Source organism: Exiguobacterium sp. RIT341, assembly GCF_000632205.1.
Classification (GTDB): Bacteria; Bacillota; Bacilli; order Exiguobacteriales; family Exiguobacteriaceae; genus Exiguobacterium_A.
Map to the genome: position 1 here is coordinate 832,452 of NZ_JFYW01000001.1, position 12,828 is coordinate 845,279.

At 49.7% G+C, this 12,828-nt stretch carries 11 protein-coding genes and 1 riboswitch; of the genes, 2 read left to right on the plus strand and 9 right to left on the minus strand.

Translation table 11 applies throughout. The features are described 5' to 3' along the window. Positions 1-85 precede the first annotated feature (85 nt). On the plus strand, positions 86-904 hold the full coding sequence (locus BW42_RS04300; protein WP_035407900.1) for an alpha/beta fold hydrolase: 819 nt from the start codon (positions 86-88) through the stop codon (positions 902-904). 71 nt (positions 905-975) lie between these two features. On the opposite strand, the gene BW42_RS04305 is transcribed toward BW42_RS04300, so the two are convergent. The 9 genes from BW42_RS04305 to BW42_RS04345 form a co-directional block, all read right to left on the minus strand. Then, positions 976-2,007 carry an NAD(P)/FAD-dependent oxidoreductase gene (locus tag BW42_RS04305; protein WP_035407904.1) on the minus strand — a complete coding sequence of 344 codons (1,032 nt, stop codon included), beginning with the start codon at positions 2,005-2,007 and terminating at the stop codon, positions 976-978. 55 nt (positions 2,008-2,062) lie between these two features. Next, the gene (locus BW42_RS04310) at positions 2,063-2,785 is read right to left on the minus strand and encodes an energy-coupling factor transporter transmembrane protein EcfT (protein WP_035407907.1); all 723 of its coding nucleotides are present in this window, start codon (positions 2,783-2,785) and stop codon (positions 2,063-2,065) included. Beyond that, the gene (locus tag BW42_RS04315; RefSeq protein ID WP_035407909.1) at positions 2,757-4,286 is read right to left on the minus strand and encodes an ABC transporter ATP-binding protein; all 1,530 of its coding nucleotides are present in this window, start codon (positions 4,284-4,286) and stop codon (positions 2,757-2,759) included. Before BW42_RS04315 ends, BW42_RS04310 begins: the two co-directional genes overlap by 29 nt. Further along, positions 4,283-4,855, minus strand: coding sequence for an ECF transporter S component (locus tag BW42_RS04320; RefSeq protein WP_035407914.1), 573 nt, complete (start codon positions 4,853-4,855; stop codon positions 4,283-4,285). The genes BW42_RS04315 and BW42_RS04320 overlap by 4 nt, the downstream gene beginning before the upstream one ends. 100 nt (positions 4,856-4,955) lie before the next feature. Further along, positions 4,956-5,055, minus strand: a riboswitch (TPP riboswitch). A gap of 96 nt (positions 5,056-5,151) precedes the next feature. Then, positions 5,152-5,823 carry a 50S ribosomal protein L25/general stress protein Ctc gene (locus BW42_RS04325; protein WP_035407916.1) on the minus strand — a complete coding sequence of 224 codons (672 nt, stop codon included), beginning with the start codon at positions 5,821-5,823 and terminating at the stop codon, positions 5,152-5,154. Between the two features lie 291 nt (positions 5,824-6,114). Next, entirely contained in the window at positions 6,115-7,665 is a 1,551-nt protein-coding gene (locus BW42_RS04330) for a GNAT family N-acetyltransferase (protein WP_052019017.1), read from the minus strand. Positions 7,666-7,678: 13 nt separating this feature from the next. Then, positions 7,679-8,209 (minus strand): glycerol-3-phosphate acyltransferase, encoded by a 531-nt coding sequence (locus BW42_RS04335; RefSeq protein WP_052019018.1) that lies wholly within the window; start codon positions 8,207-8,209, stop codon positions 7,679-7,681. Next, positions 8,206-10,815 (minus strand): DEAD/DEAH box helicase, encoded by a 2,610-nt coding sequence (locus BW42_RS04340; RefSeq protein WP_035407919.1) that lies wholly within the window; start codon positions 10,813-10,815, stop codon positions 8,206-8,208. The genes BW42_RS04335 and BW42_RS04340 overlap by 4 nt, the downstream gene beginning before the upstream one ends. 30 nt (positions 10,816-10,845) lie before the next feature. Next, the gene (locus tag BW42_RS04345; RefSeq protein WP_035407948.1) at positions 10,846-11,886 is read right to left on the minus strand and encodes a tyrosine-type recombinase/integrase; all 1,041 of its coding nucleotides are present in this window, start codon (positions 11,884-11,886) and stop codon (positions 10,846-10,848) included. A 429-nt stretch (positions 11,887-12,315) separates the two neighbouring features. Between BW42_RS04345 and BW42_RS04350 the strand changes: the two genes are divergently transcribed. Then, positions 12,316-12,717, plus strand: coding sequence for a CoA-binding protein (locus BW42_RS04350; RefSeq protein WP_035407950.1), 402 nt, complete (start codon positions 12,316-12,318; stop codon positions 12,715-12,717). Positions 12,718-12,828: the final 111 nt, after the last annotated feature.

Sequence of the window (12,828 nt, forward strand, 5' to 3'; positions counted from 1 at the left end):
GTTTCAACATCAAGATGTTTGACATCCCTCGACTCGGGAATAATAGATGCATGCATGGTCAATCTATTACTATGGGGGTTTTATGATGGGTACATTCATTCAAGCAGTTGATGGCACGAAGATTTACGTTGAGGATGTCGGATCGGGTCAACCGGTCGTCTTTTTACACGGCTGGCCAGCAAACAACAACATGTTCGAGTATCAAAAGAATCTGCTCGTCGAAGAAGGGTACCGTTACGTCGGAATCGATTATCGTGGTTATGGCAAATCAGATGCACCGGCAACGGGATACGACTATAAGACGATGGCGTCCGACGTTAACGAAGTCATCGAACAGCTCAAATTAACGAATGTCACGTTGCTCGGCTTCTCGATGGGAGGAGGGATCGCCTTATCCTATCTCTTGCACTACGGGGACTCAAAAGTCAGCAAGCTCGTTCTCGCAGGAGCTGCGGCACCAGTCTTTACACAGCGAGATGGCTATCCATACGGAATGACGAAAGAAGAAGTCGATGCTTTGATTGCCGATACGAAACAGGATCGTCCATCGATGCTCAAAGGATTCGGTGAAATCTTCTTTGCGAAGGAACATCCAGAACCGCTGCAACAATGGTTCCATGGTCTTAGCATCGCCGCTTCATCCCACGGAACGATTCAGTCAGCAATCGCCTTGCGTGACGAAGACTTACGTGGAAAACTCGAAAACATCAAAGTCGATACGTTAATCATCCACGGTAAAAAAGACCAAGTCTGTCCGTTCGAGTTTGCGGAAGAAATGCAAAAGGAAATCCCACATGCGCGACTCGAAGTCTTCGAAGAGAGTGGACACGGGATGTTACTTGACGAACAAGAGAAGTTCAACGAGACATTACTGACGTACGTTAAAGGAAATCAAACCGTCTAATTTAACAAGCCATGGACGAGTGTCCATGGCTTGTTTTTGTGTATAGAAAAAGCGTGCGCCGGCGCACGCTTTTAAGAGCGATACTTCCGCATGAACCGTTGATCGATCCAGCGCTTCAGGTACCAACCGAACGGGTGAGTCGAATAATGACGACCATATAGGGAAACCGCATGACGCGGTCCCATCGATAAAATCGTCAAATAGTTCGTTTGCGGACGATAGGTTTGCAGTGCTTCTTCCTGGAGGTATCGTAAAAGGTTCGTAAGCAAAATTGGCGCTTGTCGGACAGCTGTGACACCATTCTTCGGAATGTCGGGGTAGGCGACGAGGGTCGCCGCGTCACCCGCAGCAAACAAACTTGGATGATCGAGCGCTTGTAACTGTTCATTGACGAGTAAAAATCCGTCTTCGGTGAAGAGATTGCTGTCTGCAAACAATGTCGGAGCTTTGGCACCCGTCAAGCGGACGATTGCATCTGACTCGATTGGTGGGTGTTGCGTAAAGCGGAGTGGTAGTTCGTCATCTATAGGACGTTCCCGGATCCAGTACACTTCGAGTTCTTTTAACCGTCTCGTAATGGCTTCCGCTGCCGGATGACGAGAAAGGATATCTGGATCCGTGATCAATGTGATCGGTACACCCGCCGCTTTCAAGGACGCCGCCATCTCGACGGCCGCTGCTCCGCTCCCAATCACGACCGGACGCTTTGCTTGTTGCAGTCGCTTTAATGTATCCGGTAACCGGTAGTTCGGTTTAATCGATAATCGCATCGTATCTTCCGACCAGTCGAATGAACCGATATTCGTTGAGACGACGTCATAGGTGTAACGTCTGCCGGATGCACCGAAGACGACCTTTTCAACAGGGTCGACTTTGATGACGGTCTCCTTGATGAATGGTTTATCATAGGCACGACATAAGGCGGCGACGTCAATACGCATCTCATCCATGTCGTATGTTCCGTCAGCAAGCCCAGAGTACATGCCCGAGTAATATTGGTACGTCGAGGCGTTCAGGACCAGCCACTCGACATCTTCTGTTGGTCCGTTTGTAATGCAATGCAGGTGAGCGTGACCTGCACCAATCAAGAGGATACGTTTCATGTCGTTCTCCTTCAATCTGTCTTGCTAGAGTGTACCCGGATACGGGTGGCGGTAATCATAGCCAAAAGACAAGACTGATGAATAGGAGGATGACCACGAGATAAATAATATCCTGACGCTGAACGACCGGTACCTCGTAATACGTTCGCTCTGCTGAAAAGTGACGGGCTTCGAGAGCAATCGCCATCCGTTCTGCCCGCTGGATCGACCGTGAGAAGAGCGGTAAGCCGATTGAAAGAAATCCATCACCAGGAAAGCGACTGTGCACATTGCGAATCATCCGGACTTGCCGCAAAACGCGGACTTCTTCGACCAGTTGCGGCAGAAAGCGAATCCCGGCAAGGAATCCGTAAGCAAAGCGGGGCGATAACTTCGCCTGATGGATCAAGCTCATTACGAAACGGGTCGCGTCGGTCGTCGTGACGAAAGCGAGGCTCAGGCAGACGAACGTGGCCATCCGCAAGGCAAGTAACCAGCCGTGCGCGACGCTTTCCGACGTGACATGAAACCAACCAAACGACCAAAGAGTATTCGTTCCTTTGCCGAAAGCCGCCATCATCCAGAACGTCAATAAGAATAATAGACTATACGGCGCAAGTCGCTTCAAGAAATCAAAAGGACCCCATCCGGAAAGGAGTAGCAGTGCGATAGCAAAACTCAGGAATACTAACGTTTTGACCCAGTCATTCGTTGCAATCAAGGCAAACATGATCAAAAACAATCCGCTTCCCTTAATGACAGGATTGAGTTTAGCGAACGGGGACACGTTCGTTTGCATCACGTTTCACCTCCTGGAATTGGTACGAAAGTGGACGTTGTAGCTGACAGCGCTCGAGTAATGGAACGTCAGCGAATAACTCGCTTGGGCGACCGTCAAAAGTAATCCGTCCTTGCTCCATGACGAGGACACGATCCGCATACCGGGCGACGAGCTCCATATCATGCGTCGCCATGACGAGTGTCGTACCGTTCTGTTGTTCCATCTGTAACTGTTCCATTAAGCGTCGTGTCGTCAATCCATCTTGTCCGAAGGTCGGTTCATCGAGCAACAATAAGTCTTTCGTTTGTCCGAGCATCGTTGCGACGCTGAGCCGTCGTTGTTGCCCCGTACTAAGAGCAAGTGGTGACTGCTGTTTGACAGATGTCAGTTCCAGCCGTTCGAGCAACGCCGCGCGCTTAACGTTCGTCGCTGCCCGGTGGCTCCAGTCGATTTCCGCTTCGACCGTCAGCTTAAGAAACTGCAAATCCGGTTGTTGAAAGACATAGCCAACGTGCTCATAAAAGCGACGCCGGGAGTAACGATGAACCGGGCGTCCCTGGAGCTGATACGTTCCACGATTGGGAAGCAACCGCCCGAGTGTCGCAAGCAATGTACTTTTCCCAGATCCATTTGCCCCAAGCAGCATCACCCATTCTCCTGTCTGCAGGGAAAATGTCGCATCGGTCAGCGGATATGGTGCTTTCGTCGATAATGCAGCGACGTGTAACAAAGAGCGACCAGCTGTAGCGACGGTGGAAGGCACATGAAGTCGCGCCGCTTGCGGTCCATCTATGGGTAACGTCTCTAACGTATACGGATACAAAGAGGGAACGGCAATACCTTTCGTTTGAAGCTCTTTGTAATCCTGGGGGAACAGATCCCGTGGATCTGCTGTCGCAGTAATCGATCCGTCCTCAAGCAAGACGACCTGGTCGACGTACGACAAACAGACATCGAGTTGGTGTTCGATCAAGACGATCGTTAAATCGTGTTCTTTTTGAATCCGAAAAATCAACGCCATCAGCTCATGTTGTCCGATTGGATCAATCTGAGCCGTTGGTTCATCGAGTAATAAGATCGTCGGCTCAAGTGCTAGGACCGCTGCGAGCGCGAGACGCTGTTTCATTCCACCGGATAGACTCGCGATCGGTGTCGAGAAGGGAAGGGGGAGACCGACGAGTGCGAGTAAGCGTTCAATTCGTTCATCCATCTCCACGTGCGGAATCGAGCGATTTTCTAAACTAAAAGCGATTTCGCGTCCGATCGTCTCCATGCAGAACTGTTCTTCTGGATTTTGAAACAAGATTCCGACCGAACCGGACCGGGTAACGGTACCAGTCTGTTCGACTTCAATCGTTTCCGGTGTCAGTCCGGCAAGGGCATGAAGTAATGTCGTCTTGCCACTCCCACTTCGTCCGAGCAGAAGGGTCGTCCCTTGCTCAATCGTCAGCGATACATGATTGAGCACCGATTTCATCTGACCGGGATAGCGGATGCTGAGGTCGTCGACAGTAATCATGCGATTTCTCGTTTCGCACGTCCTGCCGCAAACCCGTTCAAGACACCAGTCGCAACAAGGCGACGGACGAGAATGGCTGCAAGCAAGCCACCGAGTAATGCGCCGCTGATCAATTGTAAGCCAGTTGTCGCAAGCAACGTCGTCGTTGTGTAGTAACCGAATCCGTTCGCGATTAGACTATAAACGATGCTACCAATCGCGGCTCCGACACCCGATAACATCAAGGTCCATGTGTCATAACGACGGTAACGCGTCATCGCGAAGACGAGTTCCGCACCAAGTCCTTGGCAGACTCCGATCAGAAGAGCGGATAAACCAAAATGACTACCTGTGAACAGTTCGACGGCTGCCGCGACGACTTCCGCAATTAAAGCGGCACCTGGCTTTTGAATGATTGCTGCGACGAGCGGACTCGCAATGATCCAGATGCCAAACATCCAGTTGGCACCGACAGGACCGAAGATCGCTGAGATCGGTAACCAGAGTGTTGACCAACCAAGATAGATGACGCCGCAAGCGACGGCGAGCATCATCATGACCATGATTTCTTTCATCTTCCAGTGTTGCATTAGATACGTCCTCCTTTGAATGGGGGAGACGCCAAAAAAGACCGCCCTCCGTAAAAAAGAGAGCGGTCCTCAGAAAAACTGCGCGCAGCAGGAGTCATTGGATGTGATCGCTCCACTTTCCTACGCTAGTATGAACTAGATCAGGTTCGAAGGGTCCGAAGTGAATCGTCTCAGCCAATTGGGCTCCCCTAGTGGATATGGTAATAGGTGATACGCTGTTCACTTTAGGCAATCCAGCGTCTGTTGTCAAGACACAAAAAAAACGATACGCCGCAAAGGGCGTATCGTTAAACGACTTATTTATTGTCTTCGTTCTCTTCAGCTGTTTCTTCTGAAGACGTTTCTGTTGCTTCCGCTTCGTTGTCTTCGCCAGCTTCTGCTTGTGCCTCTGCTTCCTCGATTTCTTCAAGATCCTGCTCGAGTGTCGATTCGACGACAGCTGCGACTTGAATATCGCCTTCTGTAACGATGCGGAAATCTTTTTGTTCTGGAAGATCGGCTACAGAAATCGAATCGCCGATTTCGAGGTTCGTGACGTCGACTTCGACGTTCTCTGGTAATTTATCTGGTGTAGCGGCGACTGTTACTTTAAAGAGTGTTTGTGATAGGAAGCCACCAACTTTTGCACCGGCTGCTTCGCCAACAAGTACAACGTCTGCTTCGACTTCTGTTTCTTCATCCATTTTCACGGCGATGAATTCAACGTGATCGACTGTTGGTGTGAAGACATCCATATCACGGCGATTGATCAAGACGTTAATATTTTTACCGTCGAGTTTGAGTGAAATCAAGACGTTTTCACCGTTTTCTCGGACGATTTTAAGCAATTCTTTTTCTTCAAATGCGATTGGTGTACTTTCCACTTTGTAACCATACACGACGCCAAGAGCTTTTCCTTCATGACGCAATTGTTTACGGAGTGAGCGTGGACGTACCTCGCGTTTTTCGGCTGTTAAATTAACTGACATGTTCATTTCCCCCTTGAATTTGGTATAGCCCTCAAAAGGTAATGAATGTAGGAGCAGGACGAATCCTGAACAATATGAATCATGCTAAGACAATCGGTTTCAGACTCTCATGAATCTGACGCTTTCGTGACTTTGCATTTCTCTCCCAGGTCATTACGCTGATATTGAGAAACATGTGTGAGTAAGTCACCGGTTTGATGCGGTGCTAATGAGTTTATACCCCTATGTTTTAAATCCATAAACCTCTTTTTTTATCTTTTTGAAGTCGAAAGACCTCCAAACCGCTTGAAATCAGGGGTTGAGAGGTCTTTCGTTTTTTTCATTCTTTATGATGATTCGTTGATTTTCACGAACTAAAACACGAACGAGACGTTCAATTTGCCGCATCGTCGTCTGTCCCATCGTCGAAATTTGCAGCCACTGATTGTAAACGAGATAGTCGCTTTCGTACTGGACGTGATACCCCTGAATGCGCAGAGCGTCGCCTAAATCAGTTGCGGACGGATGAACGATCGTCAGTATTCCCGGCGCTTGTGCTTCTTGTTGTGCGAGGAGTTGGAATCCAGTTGCGCGGACGGCTTGTTCGAGATAGGTCATCTTGATTGCTGCTTGATTAAGATCGAGGGCATCAAGCGCTGCCTGACAGGCAAGCAACAGGTTCGACGAGCCGGAAAAGGCAACCCCTTCCGCATAGAGTCCTAAATCCAGATAACGGGGAATACAGAGAGAAGGTAGGACGCGATCTGCGTGAGCAATGAACGCAAGACCCGGTAAACCACCAATCGCTTTCCCGGAAACAGTCGTGACGAAAGTGCAGCCATCGTATGAGAAATGTCCGGTTCCAACAGCGCTGATCGCATCGACGACGAGCGCGGTTCGTTGATCTAACAGCACTTTTACTGCATCAAGATCATAGAGAACACCCGTTGACGTCTCACAATGCGTCAACCAGATCCAGTTGTATGCCGTTTGCCTCAATTGATGAGCGAGTTGCTTCAAGTCGATCGGGTGACCGGGGGGAAGCGTATGGACATCAAAGGACTTGCCGGCACGTGCCGCGTGATCAATCAAGCGTTGACCGAACTCGCCGCCGTTCAGGATCAATCCATGTCCAGTGAGTTGTTGCGCGACAATATCATTGGCGAGCGTACCGCTGCCGACGGCCATCGAGACATGTGGCAAATCCAGCAACTGACACATTCGGCCACGTAAATCTTGATCGAGCTGCCGCATCGAGGCCGTCCGGTGTGGACGCGGTGCTTGTTGTGCCGCTTGACGGACCGTCGGCGCAACCTCGACCGGACCGGCTAGAAAATGCAGGGGACGTAAGACATCCGCGATGACGGATCGTTCGTATGTTGCGCGCGACAACAACATCGGTACAAACTGGGCGTCACCACTACCAAGCGTAGCTGCAATCGGTGTGAAGCCGAACCGCGCGTATAGTTTTGCTTCCCGCGTCGTACCACTGATATAGACATGATCAATCGTCTCCCGCTCGAGGTAGACCATTAAAAAGCGCATCAATTGCATGAACGTACGACTATTGCGGTATTCGGGACGAACGCTAAGTAAGCGGATTTCCGCTGGGTCCGTCAGTGTCTCTTCTAGCGTCACGCCCTTTTCCTCAAGCGAAAAGGGACGATGCTTTCGAATGGCGATCATCGCGACGAGTCGATCGTCTTCCTTACCGATCAAGTAAGTGTTCTGATCATGGAATCGATCAATTCGTTTCCGTTCGATGTTCGGTTGATGTTGCGGAATCTCTTCTGTAAAGGTGAGGTAGTTCAATTCATGGATTGCTTCCGCGTCGTCCGCAGTTGCAATGGAAAAGTCGATCATGGAGACGTCCTCCTTATGTAATGGCTGGCTTGTGGAGTGCATCATGAGCCCACAGGACAAGTAGACTTACGGCAACGGTACACAAGATATTGACTGACCCTGCGTCTAAGAAGATCGGTAGTAAAGGAAGTAAAACGACCGGAATAAGCCCCGCTTTGACACTATCTTTCGTTACGAGATAAGACAAACCGAGTATGCCTAATCCGGCAAGATATGCCCATGGCGTGATAGCGAAGACGATTCCGGAAAATACAGCGTACCCTTTACCGCCGCGTCGTGGGTGAAACAACGGAAACAAGTGACCGATGAGCACGGCGAGGGCGACCGGATAAAACATGTCTGTGATCTGCAACGCAAAGACTGTCTTCGCGGCATCAAACAGATAAACGAATAAAAAAGCCGGAAGCCCACCGGCACGATGGGCATTGCGGGCACCGATGTTTCCGGAACCGACCTGTGCCAAATCGGTACGACTAATGTACTTAAAGAGCGTACCACCTAAAATGCTACCGATGAGATAACCAAGCAGGAGATCAAGGATCACCGTTGTTCCTCCTTTGTCGTTACGAGATGAACGAGTTCCTTGACGGTCAAGGCGTCACTGTCTGGAGCCGTCAGGACGGCATCGACCATTTTGGCTTTTCGATCTTGTAATTCCGTCATCTTCTCTTCGATCGTTCCGCGTGTCAGCAATTTGATGACGGTCACGTCAGACTGTTGTCCAAGCCGATGGGCGCGATCGGCTGCCTGTTGTTCGACGGCCGGATTCCACCAGCTGTCAAACAGGATGACGGTATCAGCAGAGGCGAGGTTGAGTCCCGTTCCGCCAGCTTTCAGCGAAATCAAGAAGAGATCGACTTCACCGTCATTGAACCGGTCGCATAACGCGACCCGGTCTTCGAGCGGTGTCTCACCCGTCAATAGGAAGTGGGGGAGGTGACGTTGCGCGAGATCCGAACGAATGCGCTCGAGCATTTGCGTATACTGTGAGAAGATCAAGATCCGTTTTCCGGCTGCTCGTTTTTCTGCAATCAGTGAGAGCAGACGCGTTCGTTTCGTTGCTTCCCCTGTGTACCCCTCGACGAATAATCCCGGATCGTTGCAAATTTGCCGCAACCGCGTTAAGCCCGCCAGTAACTTCAAACGATCTTCACGTTTCGTTTCGTCTAAATGCTGCAGCGTCTCGAGTTGCAATTTGGCGAGATACGACGCATATAACCGTTTTTGATTCGGTCCGAGCTCGACATAATGATGCTCGATCTGCTTTTTTGGTAAGTCCTGTAAGACATCTTTTTTCTCACGCCGTAATAAAAATGGTTGAATGAATTGTTGCATGTCATCAAACGACCATTTCTCAAACGTCGCTAAATCCGGCAGTAATTCCGGAAACAAGACATGGAAAATCGACCAGATATCGCGCGGTCGATTCTCAAGTGGTGTTCCCGTCAAGGCGAACCGGCGTTTTGCTTGCAGATGTCGCAGTTGACTGACCGTTTGTGACTGCGGATTCTTCAAGTGCTGTGCTTCATCAAAGAAAACGACGTCATATACGGGGTGGCGACGGACGTCGGTCCGAAGCGTCGTGTAGGAGACGATCGTCACTGTGTTTTCAGCCAAGTACTCCAGTTCGGAAAGTCGGTTAGTTTGAGATCCCGTCACGACATGAACCGGTCGACCGGGTAAAAAGCGCTTCAGTTCCGCCTCCCAGTTGCGGAGCAGTGATGCTGGTGCGACGATCAGTGCACGACTATCCGAAATCGTTGCTACATAACCAATCGCTTGAATTGTCTTTCCAAGCCCCATCTCATCGGCCAAGATGCCGTGACATCGGTGCGCGTCCAAATTCTTTAGAAATTGAATGCCCGTCCGTTGATACGGATAGAGTTGTGACTCTAATGAATTCGGCAAGTCGAGCCAGAATCCTTGTCCGGATTTCAATTCGAACCATTTCTCGAGCAAATCAGCGTGAAGATGGAGGACGGAAGCGCCAATCAGATGCTTCATGTTCCGGACGGCAGGTAAGACGAGTCGTCCGTCGCGTAAGTCGCGTTCACTCGCTTCCATCTGGGCGAGAACCCGTTGCAACTGCTGAAAGGCCCGTGCCTCTAAAGATACGAACTGTCCGGATTTCAAGCGGTGATAGCGTTTTTGTAAGATGAGCGACTTCAGGACACGTTTCAGCTCGTCTTCCGGAATTCCGTCCATCGAAAAGTTGAACACAAGCCAGTCGAGGCGGTCTGTCACGTCGACTTCGATCCGCGGATGAAAGGGTCCTTTTGGTAACGTCGTTCGGATGGCTTGCGTTGCAAATAACTCCAGTTGACCGAGCGCAACCCGTTCGTCAAGCAGACTCCGCAAAAAAGCATACTGCGCGGCATCACTGGTGATGACATAGTGTGAATTCGATGGTGTTGCTTGGAATTCACGTAAATAGCGTAAGACACTTTGCTCCGTTACCTGATCCCGTCCAGCATAAATCGTCTCATCGAGCGGATTCAGCTGAATCCCTTGATAATCAAACGACACGCGGACTTCAACTTTCTGAGCCGTTCGATCGAGATGGAGCTTAACGATCGGCGTACCGGAAACAATCCGTTCCTGTAAATCAGGACTGAACGAAACATCCGCAACCCGCTGCAAATACTCCGTCTGTCCAAGCAAACGATCGAAGTAGGGCAGGGACAGTTGATGCTGCTGTTTATCCGTCAATCGTTTGAGCGTCACGACGGGTCCAGTCAGTTCGAAATGAATCGCCACCCGACGATCAGGTGTGAGACTGCGTAAATAGTTGCGCGCGCCTGCGTCGTCGACTTGAATTGCCGTAAAAGGGCGGATTTGCGGCGAGAGCGGTGTTGGTGTGCCGTGTGCCTGCACATGATGCATCGCCAGCAAAACAGCGACGATGTGTCCACAAAATGACGTATCCATCGCAAGCGACGGACAGTTACAGCCAGCGTCGACGCCGTGCGCCTTGACGCGGACCGTCACTGTGAATCGTTCCTCACCGTCTACGCTCGCTTCAATTAGCTCGTCACCCATCCGGTAATTGTGTAACGTGACCTTTCGGGCAGCGACATACTTCTTTCCCCGTCGAAAGGCATAGGCATCAGACATTTGTTTGATTTTACGTTCACTGAGCCCGTAATTCATGAGATCCCTCCTTTAGTTAACATAATATTATTATCGTTCACCATCAAATAAATCGACGGCGCGTTTTTTCTCCGAATCACCGATATGGGCATAGACCTGCGTTGTTGCGACGGATTCGTGACCGAGTAACTGCTGGATCGTCAGGACGTCGACCCCGCCGGTCGCAAGTCGTGTCGCAAACGTATGCCGTAGTTTATGTGGCGTAATTTTTTTGCGCTCTAAAAAGGGGAGGACTGGCTTCAGTCGTTCCGTGTGCCGCTGCAAAATATGCTGGACTGCCCGTGGGCTGAGTGGTTTCCCGTGTTTTTGGAAGACAGGTACGGCGCCGCTCGTTGGCATCTGATAATGGATCGCGTATTTGCGTAAGGCAATTCGTGCTGGTTTCGCAAGTGGAATCAATCGTTCTTTATTGCCTTTCCCGATGACGCGGAGCGTATTTTCGTGGAAATCGACATCGTTCCAGACGAGTTGCGTCATCTCACTTAAACGCATCCCGCTATAGCCAAGTAATTGGAATAACGTCACGTCGCGGACACGATCCCGTTCATAATGCGACGCTTCACGGGCATTCATCTCAACGTTTGACGGTAATAACTGAATCAATTCGTCCCATTCGCGTTTTGTCAGATAAACCGGTTCCCGTTTGGCTTGTTTCGGTCGATTGACTTTGGCGACCGGGTTTTCTGACAACTGACCGGTATCGACCAAATAACGAAACAGTGACTGTAACGCTGATAACTTCCGGTTGATGACGCTCGGTGCATTTAGTTTCGTTAAGGCAAGGTATTCGGCGTAGGCTTCGATTCCTGCTGCATCGATCTCGACAAATGCTTCAAGCGGAATATCTCGCGCTGTTACCTCTTCACCTGACGCCGCAGCGACGAATTGGAAGAACGCTTCATAGTCATAGACGTACCGACGCATCGTTGCTAATGAAAAATGTTTGGCTGCTAACTGATCTAAATAGGACTGAATGAAGCGTGGCATCCGCTCATAACCGGGAATCGCTGGTGCTGTAGCCGAAACGGTCGTTTTATGTATTGTTTTTCCTAGGTTTTTAAATAAACTCATCCGACAATCACCCCTCTAGTAGTAGTATACCAAACGTTGATACGTCAGACACTTGTTTGCGTGAAATAGTTATTTCACGCAATGTTAAATTGTCAGACAGGGAGCGCTCAGTTGCATCGACAAGGTGCTAGACGGGTCGTTGGTCAACTCGATGCACGTGAGAATTTAACTTATTTTTAGAGGTTTAAGGGTCGTAGAGACTATTTAATAACAATAATAGTATTATGTCACCTAAATCACTAAAAAAGAATGAATAATCAATTTCGCTCTCAGTTGCATCGAGAAGACATCTGATGGGTCATTGGTCGACTCATTTGATTTCAAGACGCTTTCTGAAAAACGTCGAAAACGTGCTCGATTTCGCATACTTCATCTTGGTTCGGGTATAGAGTGTTAGGTAAGAGTTATTTTCATAAGGGGGAGTTCTAAATGATTACCGATCAAGAAGCACGTCAGTATTTGAAGGATGCGAAGCGAATTGCGGTCGTCGGTGTCTCAAGTGATTCTGGGAAGACGGCGAACTGGATTGCGGACTACTTGGTTCAACACGGGTACGAAGTCATTCCGGTCAATCCGACGTTAAACGAGTGGAACGGTCAAAAAGTTTATCCAAGTGTTGCAAGCATTCCAGGACACATCGATATCGTTGACGTTTTCCGTCGGTCTGAGTTTTTGGCGGATGTCGCGAAAGATGCTGTCGCTCACGGTGACGTCGGGATGATCTGGAATCAACTTGGTCTCTCAAGTGTCGAAGCAGAGAGCCTGGCGCTCGGCGCTGGCATTCCATATATTGAGAATCGTTGCATCAAAATCGAACATCAATACCTGTAAGTCATCGCACGACTTTAGGCATCTTCACCCGTTCGTGAAGGTGTCTTTTTTCATGCCCATTACAGGTTATGCTTGTCAGGAAGCAAGAAGATGCCTACAATTAGAGACAGA

Coding starts and splice junctions, on each gene's coding strand:
- BW42_RS04310 (WP_035407907.1), bottom strand. CDS start 2,785: ATGCAAACGAACGTGTCCCCGTTCGCTAAACTCAATCCTGTCATTAAG.
- BW42_RS04325 (WP_035407916.1), bottom strand. CDS start 5,823: ATGTCAGTTAATTTAACAGCCGAAAAACGCGAGGTACGTCCACGCTCA.
- BW42_RS04315 (WP_035407909.1), bottom strand. CDS start 4,286: ATGATTACTGTCGACGACCTCAGCATCCGCTATCCCGGTCAGATGAAA.
- BW42_RS04345 (WP_035407948.1), bottom strand. CDS start 11,886: ATGAGTTTATTTAAAAACCTAGGAAAAACAATACATAAAACGACCGTT.
- BW42_RS04330 (WP_052019017.1), bottom strand. CDS start 7,665: ATGATCGACTTTTCCATTGCAACTGCGGACGACGCGGAAGCAATCCAT.
- BW42_RS04305 (WP_035407904.1), bottom strand. CDS start 2,007: ATGAAACGTATCCTCTTGATTGGTGCAGGTCACGCTCACCTGCATTGC.
- BW42_RS04300 (WP_035407900.1), top strand. CDS start 86: ATGGGTACATTCATTCAAGCAGTTGATGGCACGAAGATTTACGTTGAG.
- BW42_RS04340 (WP_035407919.1), bottom strand. CDS start 10,815: ATGAATTACGGGCTCAGTGAACGTAAAATCAAACAAATGTCTGATGCC.
- BW42_RS04320 (WP_035407914.1), bottom strand. CDS start 4,855: ATGCAACACTGGAAGATGAAAGAAATCATGGTCATGATGATGCTCGCC.
- BW42_RS04350 (WP_035407950.1), top strand. CDS start 12,316: ATGATTACCGATCAAGAAGCACGTCAGTATTTGAAGGATGCGAAGCGA.